The following is a 22922-nucleotide window of genomic DNA, read 5'->3' on the forward strand; positions in this document are numbered from 1 at the left end:
CCCATTCCGAGCCGTACTCGGCCCGCTGCTCCACCACCATACGAACCGCCCGCTCGCGGACTTCAGGTGAAAATTTGTTGGTTGTCTTGCTCATAACGGATGCTCCTTCTCACAAGTTGGAGCCTCCTGGAAACCCGGGGCGCTTCAGCGCGCAGTGTTGCTGAGGAGGTGTTGGGCGGCCACCAACCTGATGTGTGGGTCTCCGATCGCTACGCTGGACAGCAGGAACTGGGCAAGGAGCATCAGGTCTGCCTCGCGCATGTCCTGCGCGATGTTCAGTATGCCATCGACTGCGGGGATACCGCCTTCGCCCCCAAAGTCCGCGACCACCTGCGCTGGGCGATCCGCATCGGCAAGCGACGAAGCAGCCTGAAGGACACAACGCTGGCCACCTACGCTGCGAAGGCCGACAATCTGCTGACCCGCCTGGTACAGATGCCTGTCGCGCACCCTGCGGGACGTGTTCTGCTCAAACAAATCAAGGCTTGGCGAAGCAAGTTCTTCATCTTTCTCACCAACCGCAACGTCCCTGCGACCAACAACATATCAGAGCGCGAGATCCGCCCCTCGGTCGTGTTCCGCAAGGTCACCAACGGCTTCCGCTCCGACTGGGGCGCCCAGATCCACGCTGGATATCGATCCGTCACCGGAACCGCTCGTCTCAGCGGAAAATCGGCACTCGTAGCCATCCGCGAACTCGTCGACGGCAGATTCGTGGTCGCCTGATCAGCCCACCAATTGCCGACCCCGTGAGCAATTACCATCGTTCATCCACACAGCACCTGGGGATCGAGTTTGCTGCGCCATCTGCAGGCAAAAGCATATTGCACTGACGAAAACACTGTACGCTCGGTCTGGTAAATCAAGGTCATGTCCTGTCTATCACGGGCGAAAGACAGCATCTCCGTATCTCGTCCTCATATGGCGAGCTACCGAATTCAAATAGCGATACTGCCGCGACGCCGTCGGGCTGTGATAGGCGCCAATCGCCTTCCAGTAATTACCGGTCGAGCGCAGGGCAGACAGGAATATCCACCTTGCAGCCTCCGCATTGAAGCAGGGATCAAAACGCAGCCAATGTCGAACCTGAACAGGTGAGCGCCCAACAAGCGCAGCGATGCGAGGTGTCCACCAACTGTTGATCTGCAGGGGACCGAGATCGTGAGAGCCGTTGCTGTTACGAACCTCAGCGCCGACCCAGCCCGCTTCCTGATCGCGCAGTCCCCAAAGCGTTTTTTCCAGCTAGGGCTGACCAAGCGAGGCTTGAAGAATGCAGGCGGCGATCCGCAATTCCTCCTCATCTGAGGACTTCGAAAATGCGGGGGTGGTGTACAATGCCATACTGATGACAGCAGTGTATAACAGCCTGGGGATGCCGTGTGACTTCATCCGACCCTCCGGATAGCGGTTCCAGGCGTAGTGATCGGATTGGTCGGATCACTGTAAAGCCCAAACACCGGAACTGGGCCATCTTTCTGAAATGCAGAGAGCGCTCTCTCCGAATTGATCTCGGCGGCGGCATTACGACTGACAGAAGTCCGACTGTGCGGCTTGGTCCATCCAATGCGGCTCAGGAAGACCCTACACCCTCTGGCTTGGCGCGACGTACTGAATTCAAATTGATACTCAGGCTGGACGGCACCTGCGAAGCGCTTTCCCTGGATCAGTTGAACGGTAAACTTGCAGCGAAGCATGGGCAGTGACCTTATCGTTCGGGGCCATGGGATGGTTCGGGTCGAGGCGCAGGAGATTGGTTTTCCCGGTCGATGCCGGTTTTCGGCGCACTCCCTTCGGCGTGCGCATGGTCGAGAATGCCTGCGAGAAACTTATCGAGCACCTGCGCGATGCTCCGGGCACCGTCCGCAAGATGCTCAGCCGCGCCACGGGGTGAGCGGTCCCGATAGTGGAGTTGTCGCTCGATCGCCCGATCGCGCCGCTCCGTTCGGTCTCGCTCTTGCTCGGCCCTCAGACTTGCCACATGGCCTTCCCGGCGTTTCGAAAAGGCATCTACGCGATCAGTCTTCAACCGGCCCAACCCTTCCGAAGAAGACGTCTTTTCTCCTGACTGGCGATCGAGTTTGGCAATCAGTTCCTTGACGTTGTTGGTCCAGAGCCTGGCACCGAATGCCGCGCGGGTAATGGCGGTGTAGAAGTTCTGGGCGTTGACCAACGGCGATTCTGCGGGCGCCAGCACGAAAACGCGCGGATAGGTTTTGGACTGTGCGGAATAGACCGTCTCTGCGTAACCATGATCCCAGGTCCGGTGTTCCGACAGATTAACCTGCTGCACGCGCCCATCTCGATCCCAGCGGATCGTCGCTAGCGCGCCATCAAGTTTTTCTGCGGTGCCGCGCTCCGCATTGCGTAGCCCGAGTTCGCGACTGACGAGCCGCCACTGGATACGGTCACCCTCCGCAATATCCCGCTCTTCAGGATTGAACACATTGATGTGGCGGGCCTTCGTCGTCTGCGGATCCCAGCGTATGACGCGCCCCTGATCGTCGACGAGACGCACAACCTGGCGCCCATTGGCCTCCCGGCCTAGTCCAGCGACCCGATAGTCGGCGTGCCGTGCGATACCGAGGTCTGCAATGTCCCGCTCGAAACGCACCACCTGTCCTGCACCGTAGAAGCGGGCCATATGCTTCTGGATATCGGTTGAGCCCGCCGGGGCCAGGATGGAAAACCGGCTGCCCTCGGCGGCCAGCCCATTCTCGTTTTTCAGCGCTTCGCGAATCTTGCTGTTAACGATCAGCCGGGTCGCATTGTCGAGGACCAGGATGTTGGTTCCGGCCCGCGATGCCGGTTTAAGCCGTATCCAGGCGTTGACGACCTGTTCCGCCATCTTTTCATTGTCGTCGACGGTGCTGACGCTATCGAGCTTTGCCAATGCCTCGGCAAAGTTCCCCGTCCGCGCGGCTGTGACGGCAGCCTTGATTGATTTCGTTTCCTGCCGCACGGCGTGCGTCAACTCGACCGTTGGCAAGCCCAGTCTTCGCATCAACCAGAAGGGTTTGCCCTGCTCGATCGCCCCGGTCTGTTTCTCGTCTCCGAGAAAAAGCAGCCGTGCCCCGGTCGTCCTGCTGATCTCCAGCATCCGCTGGGCCTGGCGGTTGCCGAGCTGCCCTGCTTCATCGAGAACCAGCACATGGCGGTCCGTGATCCCCTGCCCGCCGCGCGCGATGAAGCTGGCGACAGTATGGGACGTGATGTTCGCCTTGCTTCCCAGTTCCGCTGCGGCCGATGATGTGGGTGCCAATGCAATCAATGCCGTTCCCGGTTCGGCTGCCTCGGCCAGAACTCTCACCAGCGTCGATTTTCCAGAACCGGCGACACCGTGAATCGCCGTGACCCGATCCCGCGTCAGCGCCGTCTCGACAAGTGCGCGCTGCTGCTGCGTGTTGAGCGACGTCCCGTCGAGCACGGCCAGCAAGCGATCGCTCGAGGCGATGGGACGCGCGTCATCAAGGCCGAGCGCAATATGCTGGGTCAATGCCAGCTCCAGACGCCAGGACTTCCGGCTGGTGCGGCCACGGGTCAACATCTTGTCACCGGTCTGCGCATGGGTCGGCAGCAATTTGCGCAGGACCTCATGTGCTGCGATCCGGGGACGAATATCATCAAGCCGGACTTCACCGACATGGGCAGCAAGACCCCTGCGCAATATGTCGCCTAAATTGTTGACCGCCTCGGATGTCTCCAGTTGCCGCAAGCCGAAAAGAGCCGCACGCGACGCATCGCGTTCCGTGGGCGCCGGATGCTCCCCTTCTCGACCCCGCGCCAGCGCAGCAATCTCCTGCAGCATTTCGAGACGCTTGCCTGTCCGCTGATGCCATTGCGCGCTGAGTTCTTCCTGGCCGATCTTCACCTTCGCCTTGCGCGTAGCATAGAAGGAAGCACGCTGGGCTTTCTGTCCCACCAGACCATGCTCGCGCGCATGATCCTCGATCGCCTCGGCGCGCTGCGAAAATTGGTCGATCAGGTCCTTCGGCACGCCTCGTATCTCGAACAATCCGGAACGCGGATCAGCATCGATTTCATAGCCCGCTTCGCGCAAGCCGAAAGCCAGCGCATTGCGATATATCTGACCGGCCACACGCTGTTCGCCATACATGACCCGGCTTTCGAGGCTTGCCATGGGATCGCCATTCTCGCGGTTCGTCATGTTGAGCACGACGAGATGCGTATGCAGATGCGGATCAAGTTCCCGGCTGCCATGCTCGGTAAAGCGAGCAACCAGGATCCGACCCGTTGTTTCATGAACGATCTTCCCTTTATCACGGCGGCGCAACTGCGCCTGCTCCTCCAGATAGGAAATGGCTGCGGTCACCGCGCCCTCATGGGCGGCAAGCACGCGTTCGTCACCGGCAACCAGCCCCATGACCGACACGGGCTTGGGCGCGTTGACCGCAAAATCCCAGCCTGGGTGATGCTGAATTTCGCCATCCGCACGATGCCGCCCGAGTTGTTGATCCCCGACTTTTCCAGCAAGAAGGTCGCGCAACAGCTTCGGATCAACAGCCCCGAAGAGGCCGAGATCGGCTGCAAGCTTCCCACCCCATTCAGACGGTTCATTACCGCCCTTGGTGTAATAATCCCCGACCGTATAGTAGCGGGCAATATTGGCTGGTTTGCCATGGAGGCGTTGTGGCTGGATCATGCTGGCCTCGCGCGCTCACGCGGCCCGTCGTCGCGGCCATGCTGGACAAGATCAGACCGGATTTCTCCCTGCTTGCCGGCAAGGATGGTCCAAAGGGTGCGGGCGGGCGCGGGAAGCTCGGCATTCTCGTCAATGAGCAATATATCTTCCACACGCTGCGGATCGAGGTTTGTTGCTGGAGGCGTAAACAGATCCGACTGCGGTGGCGGCGTCGGGGCGGATCCTGAAGATACCGAAGGCTTCGCTGGCTTGATCTCGCCATGTGTCGCTGGCGGAGATGACTGCGTGGCTTCCCGCTCCATCGCTTCGCGAACACGCGCTTCGGCATGGGCAATGCGAACGAGCATCCCGGCCTTGTCGATCTGAATGGGGGGCGTCGTGCGTTCGAGGAAAGCTGGTCCCAAGGAGGGTACGTCGTTGAAGCGGCTATCGAACCGCACCACAGGCAAATTGCGGCCGAAGCGCAGGAAGCCCATCAGGTTGGGCAGGTTGGTGACTTCGGTCGACATGACCAGTGGCCGCGTCACCTGCATCCGCGACAGATTGACCCCATCGCGCATGTCGTTGACCCCATAGGACATGCCCTCATTGGCCTCGACCTGTTCGACCTGACCGAGGTTGATCGAGACATGCTCGGCCGTATCCGTGTCGTTCGCGCGTAGCGCCACCCAGGTTGAGCAATAGCCAGTGATCGCAGCCGCATCGTCCTTGCCGTAAGTGGCCTTGAGCTGGGGATAGGACTGGAACCCCAATATGCCGCACCCGCCATATTTGCGGGCACGGGCAAGGAAATCCGAGAGCGACGGCAGCTTATGCAGCGTCGGCAGTTCGTCGATCACGCAATAAAGCCGTCGGTCGCGATCGGGCGTCAGGCTCATGATGGCGCTAATTGCGATGTCGAGCCAGACGGTGATGAGCGGGCGTAGCGAGGGAAGCTGGTCGGCCTTCACGGTGATGAAGAGCCAGCTCCCGTCTGCGCCTTTCTCAACCCAGTCGCGGATCGAGAAGCCGTCCTCGGTATCATCGAGATAACCAAAACTGCGCATGACCGATGCAAGTTCGGCCTGGATGCCGGCGGATGTCCTTTCGCCTTCGGTGCTGATGAAGGCGGCGGCATCAGTGCCAGTCACGAAGGCGGCAAGGTCTTTCAGTTTAGAACGCAGCAGACGGTCGAGGAGGACCGAGACATAGGTATGTTTCTGGCGCGCCAGCTTGCGCATGACCGCAACCAGCGTCCCCCGCGCCGCCTTCGCCCAGAAGGGATCGCCATGCTTGTCGGGAATGGTCGATTCCGCGATCTGATCATAATGATAATCGCGTGGCACATCGACCCAGGGCGACCAGCGCGCCGCGCGCTGGTCGAGCGGGTTGAGCAACATGTCAGTGCCCTGCCGATAGAATTTCTCGACGAAGGTACCGGCGGTATCATAGACAATGGCGCGCCGACCCGATTTGCGGATGCCGTCGAGCATGCCGACGATGAGGTTTGTCTTTCCCGTGCCAGGCGCACCGCACAGCAGGATATGCTCAGGCTCATAGGCCTCAGGCACCGGCACATTGCCGATCACCAGAGGTCCCTTGGTCTGTCGCCATAGCGCGCGTTTTACCTGGCGGATCGTGCCGAACCTCGCCCCTCGCAGATATTCATTGGAGCCAAGGCCCCTACCCGTCCGGGTGAAGTAGAACCAGGCCCAGGCGAGCATGACAAGGGTGAACAGGCCAGAGAGCAGTGCGCCATGCAGCAGATAGCCTTCAAATACATGCAAGGTCTTTTTCGCGAGGGTCGAGGCAACCAGCCAGTCCGCCGAGGTCCAGTAGGCCTGGCCGTCAGGGGTGCGAAACTGCACCGGATCATTGGTCCCGGCGGCCGCATGCACCTTGATCGTGGCCTCAGCCAACTTAACCAGAATGAACCGCTCATATTCGGTCGACTTCTCGAACGCATACCAGAGCGTGCCGATGATCCAGATAATGAAACCCGCCAATATGGTCTGGTAGAAGACCTGGGTCGTCATGCGGACATTGTGGACGATCGCCTGTCCGCCGCGCGTCCATGAGCCCAACGTGTCGTTGCGAAAGATGCTCATGGGATATCCTCCCCCCCAAGCAGGCCGCGTTCGGCAAGGATCATTCGGGCCTGCACCATGCCCTGCTCGAGCGCACTGGGAGATTGCTCGCCGACGGACGTCGCAACGATCGACAGGATTTGGATCGAGGTGGCGAGAATCTCATCCTGGGAAGAGAAAACGTAGCGTTTGCGCTCGTCGACCGCCTGCTCAAGCAGCTGACGAATGAACGCCGATAACGACAGGTTCGCACCGAGCGCACGGCGCATCAAGGCGGCATGCAGCGATTCATCGAGGCGGAAATTAAGCTTGGGCAAGCGAACAGTCTCCTTATCCGGAGACCTTCGAAAATATCATGAAGCGATCGCATATTACCGGAATGGCAATATTGGCGCAAGCCGCCCTATGACCAGATTGATCCAGAGATTTAGCGCTGGGAGTAGGTACCGACAGAAAAAGAGGCTGAGCGGACTCGATCAGTTGCTTCTGATAATGATGGACGGCGGCGGCGTTCCGCCCGTCTCCTCGCGGTGTCGACGGATTTCGCCGATCCCCAGTCTGATCTTCCTGGCTACAACGTCCGACATGCGCCGCACCTCACTGGGCGTATCGAGACCAGGGACGCCTTCCAGAAACTCGGTCAGCAAAATGGTGAGCATCTGACCGACTTCTGCTGTCCCGATATAGAGAGTGCCCCCCTTGCCCGCTTCCGGGGCGTGTTGCCTTTGCGCCGACACTTCGCAGATGGCCTTGACCACCGCTTGGCGGAGATCGCTGATATACTCCTCATTCAATTCCGTCATGGCGCGATCCTTTCTTGCCGCGACAAAAAGACCATGAATTTGGCCAGGATTCAACGGGTGGTGACCTGCAGGCTCCACCGCCATCGCATGCCGCGACCAGGAATGACATACGACGCGTATCACGAAATTCCTGAAGGCGTTTCAGTATGATAGGCTTGCCCAAGTAAACCCGGTGTTTTGCGTACGACAGCGCGCCGGTTCAGTGTGAGACACGTAATACAGACTTATCCTAATGTTTTTAGGGCATAATGTTCCCGCAGCACCCGTGCGTAGGGTCCATTACAAAACGGCCTTGCGCCGTGCGTCCCGCCTTACGCAGCGCGCTCGCGCTGCGCTGCCTCGTGCCGGTAGGCGCGGGGCAACCTTTCTGCTGATTTTCGGGGGCCGATATCGGGGTGGTTTGAGGGTAGAGCTCATGAGCTTTTTCTCCCAGAATTTAAAAAAGGAGGCCGGATATAAGGCCCGGTCCCGAGAGCGTGATTACCGTCATCAGGAGATTTAACGCCGGGCTTCGCATGCCAGCATCGCTGCCTCGCCGGCGCGCCGTACACCCCGCCAGTTCCCCAGGAAGCGGCAAGCCGCTCTTGCTTTGGCCCGTCGATATGGCACAGTTGCGTGTGACGGGCAGCCCATCGGGGAAGGACGATGGAAATGCCAAAGATGACCGAAAGGGATCGGCTTGCCGATCTCGAAACACGTCAGCGCAAGCTGACGGAAGATCTGGAAACCGCCCGCCGCGCTCTGCGCGGCAAATATGCGGCCATGGTAAACGACGTGCCGATAGAGAAGCTGACGGAGCGTGAGTTCCGCGAACTTCTGACCCAGGCTATCCGGGTTGGCGGCAGCGCAGCGCTGACGGCCCTGAAAAAGTTGCCGCCAGTGAGCTGACCCGCCGCGAAGCGGCAATCTGATGATAATCGGCATGGGTGGAGCATAAGGAACCCATTCCTGTCGGTATCAGAGCGAAGGACGACATCGGATATCGGCGAGATTTCCCCTGCTCTGACCTTACTGGATCTTGAAGGCAGAGGACGCATTCCCCGCTTTGGCCCTCACCTCATTTGATCGTTACGCTGAACGTTTTCGCGACTACCAGCCTTCCCAAACCGCACCCGAAGGGTGTCCCTGCGACGAGCACGGCGAAGCCGCGCGCAGGAGGCCGGGACCGCGCTGGCGGTTCCGTATCGCCTCCGCGACGGGCCCGCTTGCGGGTCCCTGAGCGGGGGCGAGTGCTGCGCTTGAAAAAAGAAATGAGGATCGGCCCGGTAAACCGGACCGATCCTCTCGGGGCGTCATTGCGCCTCCCATTCCTGATCGCTGAGCCTCAGAAACCGCGCCGGGATACGCTTCTCCCTGACCAGTCGCGCAAGGTGCGATTGCAATCCTGATCCTTCGCACACCAGCGCTTCGACGGGACGTAATCCGACCATCTGCTCGTTGCGTACGAACCCCGCCCGTTTGCCAAGCTTTGCGCTGAGCCGGAATGTTATGAGCGTGACTTTGCGCGACGCTGCCCACGCTGCGGCCATGGCGTCGCACCCCTTGTCTTGCGCGGTCGTCGCCAGCACCATCATCGGATTTCGGGATTTGGCTTCATCGAGCTTGCCCCAGATGAGACGGTCGTCAAACCAGCATTCCGCTCCTCCTGAGAAGATCACAATCGGTCCTTGCGGGTTGTGCGCGTCGGTCCGGCGTTGACGACGGGCGGCGAGGAAATCGGTGGCGGCAATAACCGACGCAGTGCGCTTGCTCGATACCAGCGATCCCTTCGGCGCGGACCATGGCCGTCCGGTTTCGGTGTGGAAGACGTCAGCCGCATGGTCGCGCATGCACCGCAGCGCCTCGGTAGCTTCGTCGAGATATTCAAGTTCGTCGCGTGCCTGCTCGAGTTCGACGCTGTGGATTTCGCTGCCATCGGCGCGACGCAGCAGGTCCTGAATCTGCCGTGTCGCCTTGTCGGCCTGGCCCTCCCACTGGTCGGCGACGTGATGGAAGCTGTTGACGATACCCCACGCCAGGCGCTGCGCGGCCGGCTCCAAGCGCGTGTCCCGTAATGCGTCGAAAAGTGTCGTGACGATCAGTTCGACGGCGAACTGGGCTTCCCTCGGATCGGGCATGTCGGTCGCCATCTCTTCTCCACCACGCCCGATGCGGACACCATCGAGATCGGAGGCGAAGGCCGCGTGGAAGTCGTCGGTGGTAGCCACTGTCTCCTGCGTGATGAATGTAGCAATGTCGGAAGGCATGCGGTCGGCGTGGTTGATCTTCGTCATGAGAACCTCCTTTTGAAGCGAAAGAGGTTCCCCCCTGGGCACGGGCTCCGAGCGTCGGGGTCAAGGATCGCGGAACGCGACCGGCGCAGCCGGCGATGGGGGTCACGATTTTTTGGGGCGGTCACCATGGTCGAGTGAGAAGCGCGGCGCCTGACCCGCCCCAAAAAATGGTGGGGCCCCGTCGTCCTTGAGGCCGACGCGGTCCCGTGCCACCCTTGGAATTCTTGAGAGAGAGAAGAGGCGTTGCGAATCTGGGGCTCGATGCCCCTGATTCGCAAATGGGTGCCTCCTGGCGATGGCCTCGCAGGGAAGTGCCGGCAACGCTTGCCCTGATCGCCGAGGTAGCATCTGTTCCATGAAAAAGGGGACAGCGCGCGTAGCGCTATCCCCGAACGAAATGCGAGCGATGTAATGTCAGGCGGCACGGCGAAGTTGGCTGCGCCGGGGCGGAGTGACATTTTCGACCGGAACCTGATCGGCCTTGCGGAAGGCATGGATCGGAACGCTGGCCTTCCGCAGAGCCTGATAAAGATTGGCCTGAATACCCGATCCCTCACCCAGCAAGGCTTCGACGGGTTTCAGGTCCACAAGCTTGCGATTGCGGGCGAAGGGCGCACCGCGCCCCGACCCCGTCAGCGAATATGTCACAAGTTGCACCTCCCGATTGCCAGCCCAAGAGGCCACGATCGCGTCGAATCCCTTGCGCTGCGCGGTCGTCACCAGCGTCATATGCGGGATGCGTTCGAGGATGGTGTCGAGCCGATCCCAGAGCAATTGCCAGTCATGCCATTCCGCATGGCCTGAGGCGATAACGATCGGTCCACGGGGACGGTACCGCTCCCGTTCGGCCAGTTCCCGGGCACGCAGGAAATCCTGTATCGATACTTGCGTGGCGGTAGCCGCCTTCGAGACACGCGATCCGCGCGCCGGCGACCAGGGGCGACCCGATAGCACGCGGAAAGTTTCGGCGGCATAATCGCGCATGCACTCGATCGCCTCGCGTTGTTCGGTCAGCGACTGGCACAGGAGCTGTTTCTCCTCCAGTTCGCTGTTGAAAACCTCCGAAGGCTCGATCCGCCGGATCAAATCGCGCAGCTCATTGGCCAGCATGTCTTCCTGTCGTTCAAGCTTGCCAGCTACGAAGTGGAAGCTGTTGACCATGCCCCAGGCGATCTCGGGCGCGAGCGCGTCGAGGCGGGTATCGGTCAAGAGATCGAAGATGGTGGCGATCACACCCGCGCAATCGGCCTGCGCGTGGAGCGGTTCGGGCATATCATGCTCGCCCGGCTCGTCGCCCGGCGTGATGATCGAAAGCGGGATGGGATCGCCAAAAGCGCGTTTGAATTCCGGTGTCGCCGTCATCTGTGCAAACAGCGTCGGCAGGTCTGCGAAGTGGCTGATACGCCGCGAATGGTCATGGGTCATGGTACTTCTCCTCATCATGGAAAAGGAAAAAGGGGCGCGAACGCGCAAAGGCGTCCCGCCCCATTATGTCGATCAGTGCATGTTCGCCCGTACGCTGGGCAAAGCGGTTGAGCGCGTCAGGACGGCATCGACGATTTGCGCCGCATGGGGCGCAAAGGGCGTGCCTTCGAGCATGTCATAGATAGCAGCGATGATCTCGCCGCATGTAACGCCGCCAGGTATTTCCGGCGAGCGGACCGCAAGCGTGTTTTGGGATGTCAGCAGATCCCGGATAGCGGGACTGGCCATGATCGCGACGCAGAGCGCCGAGAGATCGGACAGCGGCGCGATGTCATGAAAAGAAGGAAGCGGCATGGACTGTCTCCTCATGCGAAGAAAAGAAAAGGGCCGGGGAAGCCTGACGCCTCCCCGGCCCGGAACGGGTTCCGATCAACGGGAGATCAGAACGGGTCCTCCTCGCCAAACGGCGCGCCCGCACCGGCCAGCTCGCCGTCAGCCCCTGCGGTGCTGTCACCGAAGCCGCCTTCGTCGCGCGAACCGCGATCGTCATAATTGGTGCGGCTGGTCCCCATGCTGCCCCCGAAGTCGGAGCGCATGGTGTCGCGCCGCCATGCGACCATGTAGCCGCCATGATCGGCCGGGAAGAGCGCGATCGGCAGCGGTTCAGGCAGGCTGGGGTCGTCGATATTGCCGGCAAGGAAGACCTCGCCGGTGCGCTTGGACGCAGCCTCCCACAATGCGCCGACCTGAACCCAGCGACGCGCGACGTTGAGCGCCAGGATTTCGTATACCGGAGCCTTCTCATTCTCGCTCATGACCTTGCGCAGCCCGATGCGCGGGAGATCGATCGTGCGGGTGGCGATCGAGCCCGTCAGGCGGCCGTTCTGATTGAAGATTTCACCGATGTTCATCGTCTTGACCTTTCGAATGTCGCTCGAAATCCATTTTCCGGCGACACCCTCCCCGTCCCTTCTCTCCTCTCTGTCCCGCCCTTGCCCCGCGCGCCGCCCGTCGAAGGAACAGCGCTCCCCATCCTTCCCGCGACGCTCGCCCCTCCGCCACCCGCAGCCCTGCGACCGGCCCACAATTCAGCGCAAAACCCCGGCAGGACGGGTCGCCAATACAGCCCTGCCGGGGGCAGCGCAGGTGGATGGCGCGCGAGGCTGAAGGCGCGGTGGGGCTACGGTCGGGCGAATAGCGGTAGCGGTGCGCATGGTGAGATCATGCCGCCATCGCCAGCCAGCGATCCGGCCAGGCCGGCGGCCTTGTCGTCACCCGATAGGCCTGCAAGGGTAGGATCCCGCGGATGACATAATGCGGGATGCCGGTGTCCCGCCGAAGATTGAGGGCGATTTTATAGGCGTGATCGAATGAGCATAAGCGGCGCCGGCAAGGTGACAACCGGGCGGGCAGATCGGACGAGGGCATCATGGCCTCCATGCTGGAATAGGTTCAGGCAGCGATTGACCGGTTTGCATCGACCGCCGCAGCGGCGTTAAGTGCAAGCAGGCTTTGGAGCGTGACGGGTGTGCGATTTGCCCGCCGGGTCCTGGGGCCTCGGGACGGTCTGGCCGGATCGTTGAACCGACAGCCGATACGTGCGGCGCGCTTACCGATGACGGCGGGATCGCGGCCAAGCGCCTGGGCGACATCGACCATCGAAACGCCATGGGTCCAGGCGTTACGGATCGCCCGGTCCTCATGCGCGCTGAATGCGCGCATGAAGCCATGCACCAGCCCCAGGCGGTTGGCATGATAAAGGACAGCGCGCACGCCGCGACCAAGGTCTTTGGCAATGTCCCGTGTCGGTACCTTGCCATAATCCGCTCGCAACCGAGCTTCTTCCCCGGCCGTCCAGACAGGTCCCTGCCGAAACCCGTCGCGGCGGACATGCGTGCCGCGCAAGCCAAGCGCCTCTGCACGCCAGCGGATGGAATGCGGGCTGCGGCCAAGCCGCTCCCGCAGGGGCGTCAGGCTCGTACCAGTCGCATAAGCGTGGCGCAGCAGCTCGTCTTCCTCAATGATCCACGGCCTGCCCCACCCTCTGCCGTAACCCAGTTTGCGAAGGCGTTGGCCAAGGCTGCGACTGTTCCGGGCCGGAAATCCCTCAGAAGCGAGCGCCCTGGCAATGACGACATAGGGCACGCCTGTGGCCGCGAGTGTGAGTGCGCGAGCCATTTCCGCGTCGCTCCAGTCGTCCGGCTGGCAGGCATGGCGCAGACCCAGCGCCGAAGCGCGGGAGATGACGCCACCGAAGGGACGGCCGATGAGGCTGGCAATCTGGGCGACGGGAACACCCTTGGCGTACCCGGCGCGAAGCTGTGCATCTTCCCAACCGCTATAGGGCGGCGATCCGGGCTCGGAGAGTCCGAGCAGTTGCGCACGGGCATAGAGGGCGCTCACAGCGCGGCCGAGGCGGGCAGCCAGTGTCGCGGTTGGTTCGTGCATATAGCAGCGCGCCAGTTCCTCATCCTCCCACGCGATCCAGGATCGCCGCGAGTTTCGGCGGAGGCCAAGATCATAGATACGCGTGGCGATGCTGGCACGCGATCGGCCCAGCACTGTGGCAATCTCCTCTAGCGTGCAGTCATCGGCGAAGGCGGCGCGCAAACGCAGCGTTTCATCGGGGAGCCATGCGTCGGCACGGAAAGCCAGTTCGGCAAGTGGCGCGGTTGTACCCGTTTGCTGGTCAGGGACGAACGGGGTGAGTTCGACGATTTCAGCGTCGAGATCGAAGCTTGTCTCTTTCATGGCACTCTCCGTTCAGACCAGGCCGATAACGGGCGTATCGACGACACGCAGGCGCAACCGGGCAGACAGCCGCGCGATCCGCGTATCGCCGCGCGGCATGGTGTCGGACGCACCGATCGCGGCGAGCAGGTCGAGCCCGGCATCGATATCGTTCGCAGGCAGGGCAAGGTGCCGCACCAGATCGTCCGCCGTGGTGGCGTTGGGCGCTATGCTGCCCAGCGCGCCGACAATCCGTGCAGCGGCGGGGGCGGCGGGATCGAGGAGGAAGGCGTCGAGCGCGCGTTGGCCTCGCATGGTCACCTGGTTCCCTCTGGTCGGCGCGACCTCGCGCAGGGTGTCAAGATCGAGCAGGGTCCGGCTTTCATCGGCATCAAGATCGGCGGCAGCGACTAGATCGGGCGTGCGCCCGATATGGGGGGTGATCGTGGGATCGATCTTCGCCAGCACCGGGATCGCCGCGAGCGCGGGGCCAAAGGCGAAGAATTCGCCGGGCGGAAGCTGGCGCAGCAACGCGGCCTGTTCACTGCCGAACCCCAGAAGGTCGGCAGCACGTGCCACGTCGCGATCAAAGACATTGAGGCCGATCAGATGATTGTGCAGTTCAGAGACCACCGAACTGGCGAGCTTGGCGAGGCGCTGGGTCGCGATTATCGTGCCAATGCCGCGCTTGCGACCCCGCGCGCACATATCCGTCAAGGTGGCGACCCCCAGACGGCGGGTCTCCGCGTCGCGGGCCGAGGCTGCAATATGCGGCGCGAGCAGATGCGCCTCGTCGATACACACCAGCACCGTGTGGGCCCAATGTTCGCGCGGTGTCGAGAGCAGGCCCGCAAAGAAGGCCGCAGCTTTCTCGATGCGATGATCGGGCTCCAGATCGGTAAGGTCGAGATGGAGGGCGATACGATGCTGCCGCGTTCGCAGCGCGAGCGCTGTGAGACCATCATTGGCATATTCGCGTGCGATGACCGTCGTTGCGCCGATATGCGTAGCAAGGTTGGCGAACTCGCCTTCCGGATCGACAATGATGGTGGTGAGATAATCGAACGCTTCTTCGATGATCCGGCGCAGCGTCTGGCTTTTGCCCGCGCCTGAAGATCCCTGGATCAGACAGCGCCCCGCCATCAGTTTACCCAGATCCAGTTCGAGCGGACTGGTCGATGAGCGGCCGAGCGGGACTTTCGTGTCGCGGGTGAAATCAGGATTGGAGATCGTCATGGGATATGCTCCTTTGCCCGGCGGCGCTGAGAGCGGCCGGAGATGCTGGTCGAGGGAAAGGGCTTGAGGTGATAAATGGCCAGCGGGCCTGGCGATCAGGGATGCTTGTGCTGCGATCCGTCGATCGACTGTTCGGAAAGCGTGGCGTCCTTTTCACAGGCCTCGCAAAAAGCTGCGTCGAACACAGCGCCGAGCGCCCAGTCCTGGGCATCATCGTCCCAGCGCGCCCAGGCATCGCGCATTACCTCGGCGCTGCCACATGCAGAACAGCGGATCGTGATCCTGGCAGCGGGGTTTGCGGCATTGACCGATTTCCCCGCGTCGCCCGTTGCCTCCCCCTGCCCGGCCGCGAAGACCGGGAACCGATCGCAAGGCGGTTCATCACGGTCGAAGCTCAGCCAGTTCGCTCCAGCCTTGCGGGCGTCCGACAGCAAAGCCCAGAATTCAGGCGAAAGCCCATCGGGGCGATCGGGCCAGTCATCGATGAAGCCAAGATGGACCCAGAAGCCATATTGGTGGGCCTCGATCGACAAGATCGGATGATCGACGATGATCCGGCCGCTCCTTCGCGGCGCGTGCTGGATCAGCCGGTCGATGGCGTCATTCTCGGCGCGGGGAAGATGCGCTGTCGAACAGGCGCAGACGGGGAAGCGGCGCATGGCCGGTCTCCTTGATTGGGTTGGGACAGGGGTGACAGGCGCGGCGAGCCAACTCGGGCACCCTTTCAATTCGGCAGGAAATCGACCGTGATGGCACCGCGCTCGGCGTGAATGACGATCTTGCGATCGAGCGGGATCAGCCAGCTCAGATTATCCCATGCGCTCATGTTGATGGCTTCGAGGGTGGCAGCGTCCTCCCCAAGGAGGATATGCGTAGCGTGCTGCCGCGCCTCGCGTTCGAAGGATCGCGACTGGGTGTCCCAGCTGTCGCAGTCGCCATCATCAGCCCCACAGAAGATCGTCGCATAGATCATGCGGCTCAGTCTGTCCGGGGTGATTCCACCATCGCGCGTGGCCAGGATGATGGCCTCCTCAGTATCCCAACCGCCATTGCGGCAGACGAGCGCCGGGATTTCGATGGAATGGACGCTGCGTGGCGCGTCCGTGCGACCGGTTTCACAAACCGTCAGCTCGATGACGATCCGGTCGACCAGGCCACAAGCGAAATCGGCGGGGAGACACATGTCGTCGTCATAGCGATGGACGGAGCCTTCCCGGTCGATGCGCAGGGAAATATCCCTGATCACCGGGAGCGTGTCATACCAGGCGTAGCCTTGCAGCGCGTCTTCCGCCTCGACGAGTTGCACATCCTCAATGGGCGGTTTGCCCCGAGCCAGCGCAAGCGACTGCGCGATATCCGGCTCCAGCGCCGGCACGATCAGCATTGCGCCTTCAGGAGCGATCATGCGGCTGCTTCGCCCATGACAGTCGTCGGCGGTCTGCGGCCGCCAGATCGCCAGCCCTGAGCGCGCCTGCGGCAGCGTGACGCCTAGCTCGCACGCCCGCTGCCAGGCGGTAAAGGGCAGCCGATGGTCCGGTCGGGTCGCGATGGCCTTGTACAGGATCTGCTCGGCAGCGTCGCGAAGGGCCTTCAATGCCGCGTTGTCGATAACCTCCTTGCGCGCCGGCAGAACCATATGAATTTCCGGCGCATCCATAATATCGATCCGGACCGTCCAGAGACTGCCATTGTCTTTTTCTTCCCGAACCGTCGGCAAGGCGCATTTGACGCGGTGCCCGTGAAAATTGATGCGTTGGTCGCCTGGCCAATCAGGATCCCGATCATAGACACCGATACGGCAGCCGCAGGCGTTTTCGACAAACATGGCGTCCTTGAGGAAGTCTTCGCGGGGCAGCAGCGCATCGTTCAAGGTGACCGGTAAGGGATAGTGACGGGCTGCATCGGCGACGGCCGCGGACAAGCCTTGGTTCCAGTCGAGCGGCAGTTCGATCGAGATCAGCGTGCCCCAACCGATCACGGCCGGAGCGATGGCAAGCGGCGCGCCGCTTTCCCATGCGTGCGCGGGGATCTGGACTTTCCAGGCTGCGGCGGCAGAGGGGGAGAAGGACTGGATTTCGACCGCGCGGCCGGCAAGGCTGAACATGCCCATGCCGGCCGGGTCTTCGCTGCGGGCAATGTCATCGCCCCAGCCCGAATGGCCCAGCATTAGCAGGGCGGCGGGATCATCGATGCCGCAGCCATCATCGCGGATGTGCAGAAGGTATCGGCCATCCTGTTCGGTCAGATCGACCGCGATGCAGGTGGCACCGGCGCGCCTGGCATTCTGGAACATCTCATGAAGGTAGTCCCGGCTGTCGCCTGAAAAAAGGCGTGAAGCGCGGCGGATCGCGTCCGGGCTGACGGCACTATGGATCGTTGGGGGAAGGGGCATGGCGGTCTCCCTGGTTCCGGACTGGAACCCATCATCCCTTCCCCTCTTCCTCCCCCCCATTTGTCGTCAAAGGGCATGGTGCCCGTTGAGGCCCATGTGCAAGCTGCTGTTGCGGCAGCGGTCCCCGGCTGCGAAGAACGAGGAATGCCTCAGGATATGGATTCGCAACTGACCGCCTTGCTCCGGCGCCTGCCGGACTGGATGCGCCGGGACATCGCCGCCACCGATCCAGCACGGCGCGAACGCGCCGAGGAGGCACTGCACGCCATGCTGCTTGCCCTGATCCAGGGAACAGCAGGGTCGGTATCAGGGCAGGACGGCTGATGGGGGCCTCCAGGAAGGGCAGTCGCGGTTCGGGCAAGATGACGTCCGAAGCGATCGCGGCGCTGGGAGCCGGTCGCCTTGCCCGGCTTGTTCTCGCCCAGGCCGAGCGTGACGCCGTCTTCGCCCGCGCCGTCCGCATGGAACTGGCGGCCAAGCACGATGGCGGCGCGCTGGCCCACGAGATCGACAAGCGACTGAAGACCATCCGGCGTTCGCGCGGGTTCGTCGAATGGGACAAGGCCCCTGCACTCGCGCGCGAACTCGATCAGTTACGCGAAGCGATCATGGGGCCGCTGGCCGAACACTCTCTGAGCCAGGCGATCGATAGCATGCGGCTGTTCCTGAGCCTTGCCGAGCCGGTGTTCGAAAGGTCGGACGACAGCAGCGGGTCGCTTGGAGAGATATTCCGGCAGGGCGGTGAGGATCTTGGCCGACTATGGTGCCAGGCGGACATGTCCGATGTCGAGCTGCTGGCAGGTGACATTCTGATGCTTGTCGAGGGCGACGGTTATGGCGTCTTCGACGATCTGCCGGAAGCGGCTTCTCCAGCCTTGGGGCAGAAGGGCCGCGCAGCCTTGCGCGGGATTCTGCTTGAGCGGCAGGCGGCCAAGACAGGGAATGACCGGCGACAGTTCGACTATAAGGTCGGCTGGCTGCTACCCAAACTCGCCGATCTCGACGGCGATGTGGACGCCTATATTGCAACTGTCGATCCCGATCGTCGCAACCCCGTACTCAATGCGCAGGTGGCCGCCCGATTGATCGCACATGGTCGTGCGGCAGAAGCCCTTGACTGGATCGACGCACCGGTTGAGCGCAGCCATAACGAGCGCGAGCTTGCCGATCTCAAATTACGGGCCTTTGAGGCGCTCGGCCGCAGGGACGATGTACAGGCGCAGCGCAAGGCGATCTTCGACCGCTGGCTCGACGGGCAGGTACTGCGCAACTGGCTCAGGGCTTTGCCCGATTTCGAGGATGTCGCTGCGGAGAGGCAAGCCCTCGATCAGGCCATGGCATATGATCGGGCGACATCGGCGTTGGCGTTCCTGGTTGCCTGGCCCGATCTCAAGCGCGCGGGCAGGCTGACCAGGGAAAGGCTCGAAGATTTGGAAGCCCGGAGCTATGACACTCTGCGTCCTGCCGCTGAGGCATTGGCGCAAGCCGACCCGGGCGGGGCCACCTTGCTCTATCGCCGACTGGTGACTGGCGTGCTCGACCGGGCGAGTTCGAAATACTACCCCTATGCTGCGCGGGACTTTGCAGCCGCGACGGATTTGGCTGACCGTATCGCAGGCGATGTCGATGTCGTACCGCATGATGACTGGCTGGCCGATCTTCGCAAGGTGCATGGACGCAAGATCGGCTTCTGGAATCAGGTCGCGGGGAAATTCGGATAATCGCGGAGAAGCCGGGGCGGCCAGATTGGAAACCTCCCTACCAATGGTGCAGCGGCAGTCCGTCGACGTCACTGCCGTCACAGTCGAAGAGCAGGAACTGGAAGCCGTGCGCGCGGCCGAAGGCGATGAGCCGCAGCAGATCCTGCGGCAATTGCGCACGGCGGTCATCATCAATGGCGCGCGTCGGTACGAACCAGCCATAGACCGAAGCCGCGATGTCGATCGGTCGATCACTGGGCGGCCAGGACGCCCATTTATCGAGGCATGAGGCGGTATGAACCGTCAGATGGGCGGTCGATAGTACACAATAGCGGCCTTGCTCGATCGATCCGGCAGCAAGGGGAGACGGGTTTGCGACGGGCGCAATACGTATGCGATCCTTCGTGCAGCTTTCCGACGGATGACATTCGAAATAGCTTGATATCGCTTCTGTGTCGGACAGGTTATCCGGGTCGCGCGCGTCGTCGATCTCGCTCCAATACTCACGGCAATAAGCAGCGATTTCCACGTCGAGAGCCATCGCATCGATTGCGACGTGGATATTCATTCCATGCCGATGTTCAATCACGGCAGTGTGGACCTCTATCGCCAGATGGTCCTCATGGCTGGTCCCGATCGCGGTTTGGGGGGGTGCGTCATATCCTATAGGTGGAAACGACGTCGATCTGACGTACCGAACGGGCGCAGTTGCGCGAATGACCGGACGGCGCGGATCTGACCAGTCGATCGTGTCGTCAATCCAACGGGGCACGAAATCCCAATCGAACGACAACGGATATTCGCCTTCGACGGTGCGCCATGCAGCCTCGACCGCATCGACCCAGCCTACCACGATCAGACGCAGCGCCGCCGTGCCGAGCGTATCGACGCATTTGCGTAAGGCGAGCGCCAGACTGCTTGCATCGGGAGTGGTCTCTGGCCGATCGCGCAATTCAAGGACGGCTTCCCAAAGACAAGCAGCGGTTTCGAGATGGGATAATGTGTAGCGGGTCATGGAGATGGCTCCAGGGGAAGGTGGCACGGGCCCACGGTTCGGACAGCGGCTGGATCGGCACACCCGTCCCAGGATTCCGGTTCGGAAGTTTTGTCATCGAGATTGATCTCAGAGCATGATCAGGCCGTGCGGACAGTGGCGGTTCGGCTGAGGTCAGGAATGCGCGCATCGTCATAGACGCTGTTTACCGACATCTGCAGCGCCTGTTGCTCCGCAGCAAACCAGGTGGATGCAGGAACGGTGTAAGTCTCGGTGGCATAGTATTCGCCGCCGCTGAAGAAGGCGATGTCGACGATAAATTGCGGCAGGGGAAGGGACGAATGGGCGCGCATGGCGGCATCCTTTCATGACAATGGCCACCCCGGCGCTTGACCGGGATGGCGAGGAAGAAGGTGGAGAAGGCATGAGAGCGGCGGCGCCGGGCCTCAAAGCGCCTGTTCGAGCAGCTTTCTGGCCTTGTTCTCCAGGTCGAGGCGGCTGTCCTGATGCGGCTTCGCGCGCGCCAGCGCTGTTATGCCCTGGACGAAATCATAGATGGATTCAGGCGGCCGGCCTTCCTCGGCCAGCACGGTCTGGATGATCTTTGCGGTCTCGGCCTTGGAAAAGCCGCGTTTGCGAAGGAAGGGTTCGCGCTCTTCCTCCTTGCGCGCGACGATCCGCTCGCGAGCGGCCTTGATGCCGGAGATGAAATGCGACGGCGAGGAGTTTGCGAAATGCTCGAGCGCGGGCGCGGCCTGATGGGCAAAACGGGCGCCGGCGAATTTCGAGTGGCGGATGTTGACCTCCTCGAAATTCTCGACACCCCACAGGCAGCGGTTGGCGCACACACCGCGCAGATAGAAAGTCGCGATCCCGAGCGTTTTGGAGCCGACTTCACTGTTCCAGGCGTAGAACCCGCGAAAATAAAGGTCGGGATCGCCATTAGGGAGCTTGCCGGCCTCGATAGGGTGCGTGTCGTCCACGAGGAACAGGAAAATGTCCCGGTCCGATGCGTAGAGCGTGGTCGTCTCCCTGGTGATATCGACATGCGAGTTATAGGTCATGCCGGCCCAGTCGATCGTTCCGGGCACCTTCCAGCGCGTGTCGCCGACGCCATCGCCGGCAAAGGCCATCACCGCCTGGACCAGTTCCCAGTCGAAGATCCTGCCATATTCCGACCCGGTAGCCGCCCGCAATTCGGTGCGACCATTCTCGGTCTGGAGCAGTTTGACCTGCTCGCCCCGGTGGTTGATCAACCCATGCTGCAGGTTGATGCCGGCAAGCGCGGCAGGAAGCTGGCGCAGATAGGAAGCCGGAGCACCGACGAGACTTGCCACCTGGCCAAAGGACCAGTTGGTGGGTGCAAGCGGTCGATCATCGCCAGGCGCCACCAGCATCAGCCGTTCTGGATTGTCGCTTTTCGCCTCGACCCGGATCGACCGGCTTTCAACGATACGCGTGGTCGCACGGTCCGCGCGGCCGCGCACGGCATCATAGAGACTGGTCAGCGAGAGATATTTCTCGTCGTCGGGACGGGAGAACCACTCGGACGATACGCGGCTGCTCATGCGTCCGCGCGAGACATCGATCCGATAGGGCGCCGTGACGCGGGGGCTTTCGTTCATGGGGGCAAGGGTCGCCATGGGAATCGTCTCCTTGAGATGCAGAGCGACAGGTGCTTCACCGCCCCTGTCACATCCCCGCCCCTCCCTTCCCTTTCGCGCACCGCGATATCGGGTTCACGAGACCCGACCGGCGGCGGCAGGTACGACGGCGGCTTGTATGTTTTACAAACTGGCGTATATGTTCAACGAAAGGAGGCCATGATGGCGACGAAGCACGAAGAGCATCTGTCCCAGCGACATGGAGCGGTCGTGGCCGCTGCCAAGGCGGCGGGTTTGCTGTCGGGCACGAACAGCGCGGTCGGCGCCCGTGTCCCGCGTGAACTCATCGATCGCGCCAAGATGCGCAGCGGCATCGCCTCGACCACCGATCTTGTCGAATATGCGCTCGCCAAAGTGGCGCTTGAGGATGATTTCGGAGCCAGGCTAGTGCGCCGAAAGGGCACGATCCCTGCGGATATTGCGCTTGGGATTTGATCGCAAGGCCTCGTTGCGCCGGATCAGGCCGCAGCGATCTGGTGCCAGGCTGTCGCGACGACCCGAAGAGGCATTGCCGCTTGTTCACAAGGCAGCTGTCATAGGCCGCGAGCTTCTGCTCGACACGTGCGTCTATATTGATGTGCTTCAGGGCAAGACACCGGATGAAGTAGACTGTTTGCTGGAAAACAGGATCGTCAATCATTCCTGCGTGGCGCTTGCCGAGATGACCCACCTGATGGGCGCGCTCGATCCGGCCGACAAACGCACCGCGTCGGTCCTCAAGACGCTGGGACGGACAATCGACGATATCCCGGAGCATCGCCTCAGCGCGCCCTCCTCCCGCATGTTCGGAGAGGCCGGTATGCTGGCAGGCATGGTCACGAGGCTTTCTGGCCAACCCCATTCGATCGCCCTGCTCAACGACGCCCTGCTGTTTCTGCAGGCGGCGGCGACCGGCTGTGACCTGCTGACAGGCAACCGGCGCGACTTCGATTTTTTCGATCAGATCATTCCCGGGACGGGCGTCATCCTGTATTGAACC

At 61.9% G+C, this 22922-nt stretch carries 21 protein-coding genes and 1 pseudogene; 6 read left to right on the top strand and 16 right to left on the bottom strand.

The annotated features are described in order from the left end of the window. Positions 1 to 147: 147 nt before the first annotated feature. A pseudogene (locus F4U95_RS19905) lies at positions 148 to 726 on the top strand (IS66 family transposase); the annotation flags it as partial. A gap of 979 nt (positions 727 to 1705) precedes the next feature. Here F4U95_RS19905 and mobF read toward each other — a convergent pair. From mobF to F4U95_RS19930, 4 genes are all read right to left on the bottom strand, one after another. Beyond that, a complete protein-coding gene (gene mobF / locus F4U95_RS19915) occupies positions 1706 to 4660 on the bottom strand; it encodes a MobF family relaxase (protein WP_120252753.1) in 2955 nt (984 codons plus the stop codon). Beyond that, complete coding sequence (locus F4U95_RS19920; protein WP_120252752.1) at positions 4657 to 6747, bottom strand: type IV secretion system DNA-binding domain-containing protein; 2091 nt, start codon at positions 6745 to 6747, stop codon at positions 4657 to 4659. Before F4U95_RS19920 ends, mobF begins: the two co-directional genes overlap by 4 nt. Continuing rightward, the gene (locus F4U95_RS19925; protein ID WP_120252751.1) at positions 6744 to 7043 is read right to left on the bottom strand and encodes a toxin-antitoxin system HicB family antitoxin; all 300 of its coding nucleotides are present in this window, start codon (positions 7041 to 7043) and stop codon (positions 6744 to 6746) included. Before F4U95_RS19925 ends, F4U95_RS19920 begins: the two co-directional genes overlap by 4 nt. 159 nt (positions 7044 to 7202) lie before the next feature. Next, positions 7203 to 7529, bottom strand: a complete 327-nt coding sequence (locus F4U95_RS19930; RefSeq protein ID WP_145986284.1) for a hypothetical protein — start codon at positions 7527 to 7529, stop codon at positions 7203 to 7205. Between the two features lie 651 nt (positions 7530 to 8180). On the opposite strand from F4U95_RS19930, the gene F4U95_RS19935 reads away from it, so the two are divergent. Then, positions 8181 to 8417, top strand: a complete 237-nt coding sequence (locus tag F4U95_RS19935; RefSeq protein WP_246171661.1) for a hypothetical protein — start codon at positions 8181 to 8183, stop codon at positions 8415 to 8417. A gap of 404 nt (positions 8418 to 8821) precedes the next feature. On the opposite strand, the gene F4U95_RS19940 is transcribed toward F4U95_RS19935, so the two are convergent. From F4U95_RS19940 to F4U95_RS19980, 9 genes are all read right to left on the bottom strand, one after another. Next, entirely contained in the window at positions 8822 to 9802 is a 981-nt protein-coding gene (locus F4U95_RS19940) for an SLOG family protein (RefSeq protein ID WP_120252748.1), read from the bottom strand. A 414-nt stretch (positions 9803 to 10216) separates the two neighbouring features. After that, complete coding sequence (locus tag F4U95_RS19945; protein ID WP_120252747.1) at positions 10217 to 11227, bottom strand: DUF2493 domain-containing protein; 1011 nt, start codon at positions 11225 to 11227, stop codon at positions 10217 to 10219. A 72-nt stretch (positions 11228 to 11299) separates the two neighbouring features. Beyond that, positions 11300 to 11581, bottom strand: coding sequence for a hypothetical protein (locus tag F4U95_RS19950; RefSeq protein WP_120252746.1), 282 nt, complete (start codon positions 11579 to 11581; stop codon positions 11300 to 11302). A gap of 86 nt (positions 11582 to 11667) precedes the next feature. After that, positions 11668 to 12138 carry a DUF736 domain-containing protein gene (locus F4U95_RS19955; protein ID WP_088189812.1) on the bottom strand — a complete coding sequence of 157 codons (471 nt, stop codon included), beginning with the start codon at positions 12136 to 12138 and terminating at the stop codon, positions 11668 to 11670. 310 nt (positions 12139 to 12448) lie between these two features. Further along, the gene (locus F4U95_RS24945) at positions 12449 to 12667 is read right to left on the bottom strand and encodes a hypothetical protein (RefSeq protein WP_120252745.1); all 219 of its coding nucleotides are present in this window, start codon (positions 12665 to 12667) and stop codon (positions 12449 to 12451) included. A 12-nt stretch (positions 12668 to 12679) separates the two neighbouring features. Next, positions 12680 to 13978, bottom strand: coding sequence for a hypothetical protein (locus F4U95_RS19965; protein ID WP_120252744.1), 1299 nt, complete (start codon positions 13976 to 13978; stop codon positions 12680 to 12682). 12 nt (positions 13979 to 13990) lie between these two features. Continuing rightward, positions 13991 to 15193 carry an ATP-binding protein gene (locus tag F4U95_RS19970; RefSeq protein ID WP_150412160.1) on the bottom strand — a complete coding sequence of 401 codons (1203 nt, stop codon included), beginning with the start codon at positions 15191 to 15193 and terminating at the stop codon, positions 13991 to 13993. A 95-nt stretch (positions 15194 to 15288) separates the two neighbouring features. Continuing rightward, the gene (locus F4U95_RS19975; protein ID WP_120252743.1) at positions 15289 to 15852 is read right to left on the bottom strand and encodes a DUF5983 family protein; all 564 of its coding nucleotides are present in this window, start codon (positions 15850 to 15852) and stop codon (positions 15289 to 15291) included. A 65-nt stretch (positions 15853 to 15917) separates the two neighbouring features. Beyond that, positions 15918 to 17303, bottom strand: a complete 1386-nt coding sequence (locus F4U95_RS19980; RefSeq protein ID WP_232016560.1) for an ATP-binding protein — start codon at positions 17301 to 17303, stop codon at positions 15918 to 15920. A 438-nt stretch (positions 17304 to 17741) separates the two neighbouring features. Here F4U95_RS19980 and F4U95_RS19985 point away from each other — a divergent pair, with 438 nt between their 5' ends. Next, on the top strand, positions 17742 to 17909 hold the full coding sequence (locus F4U95_RS19985; RefSeq protein ID WP_232016558.1) for a hypothetical protein: 168 nt from the start codon (positions 17742 to 17744) through the stop codon (positions 17907 to 17909). Then, on the top strand, positions 17909 to 19306 hold the full coding sequence (locus F4U95_RS19990; RefSeq protein ID WP_120252740.1) for a DUF6880 family protein: 1398 nt from the start codon (positions 17909 to 17911) through the stop codon (positions 19304 to 19306). Before F4U95_RS19985 ends, F4U95_RS19990 begins: the two co-directional genes overlap by 1 nt. Before the next feature lie 37 nt (positions 19307 to 19343). On the opposite strand, the gene F4U95_RS19995 is transcribed toward F4U95_RS19990, so the two are convergent. The 3 genes from F4U95_RS19995 to F4U95_RS20005 all read right to left on the bottom strand — a co-directional run bounded on the left by F4U95_RS19995 (position 19344) and on the right by F4U95_RS20005 (position 21922). Further along, positions 19344 to 20300, bottom strand: a complete 957-nt coding sequence (locus tag F4U95_RS19995) for a DUF5983 family protein (RefSeq protein ID WP_120252739.1) — start codon at positions 20298 to 20300, stop codon at positions 19344 to 19346. A 119-nt stretch (positions 20301 to 20419) separates the two neighbouring features. Further along, positions 20420 to 20632: a hypothetical protein gene (locus F4U95_RS20000; RefSeq protein WP_037480211.1), complete on the bottom strand. Its 213-nt coding sequence runs from the start codon at positions 20630 to 20632 to the stop codon at positions 20420 to 20422. Positions 20633 to 20725: 93 nt separating this feature from the next. Next, on the bottom strand, positions 20726 to 21922 hold the full coding sequence (locus F4U95_RS20005) for a DUF932 domain-containing protein (protein ID WP_120252738.1): 1197 nt from the start codon (positions 21920 to 21922) through the stop codon (positions 20726 to 20728). Between the two features lie 180 nt (positions 21923 to 22102). On the opposite strand from F4U95_RS20005, the gene F4U95_RS20010 reads away from it, so the two are divergent. Continuing rightward, on the top strand, positions 22103 to 22378 hold the full coding sequence (locus F4U95_RS20010) for a hypothetical protein (RefSeq protein ID WP_232016557.1): 276 nt from the start codon (positions 22103 to 22105) through the stop codon (positions 22376 to 22378). After that, a complete protein-coding gene (locus tag F4U95_RS20015; RefSeq protein WP_170267509.1) occupies positions 22368 to 22919 on the top strand; it encodes a type II toxin-antitoxin system VapC family toxin in 552 nt (183 codons plus the stop codon). The genes F4U95_RS20010 and F4U95_RS20015 overlap by 11 nt, the downstream gene beginning before the upstream one ends. Positions 22920 to 22922 lie beyond the last annotated feature (3 nt).

This window comes from Sphingobium limneticum, from assembly GCF_008710165.1.
Taxonomy (GTDB): domain Bacteria; phylum Pseudomonadota; class Alphaproteobacteria; order Sphingomonadales; family Sphingomonadaceae; genus Sphingobium; species Sphingobium limneticum.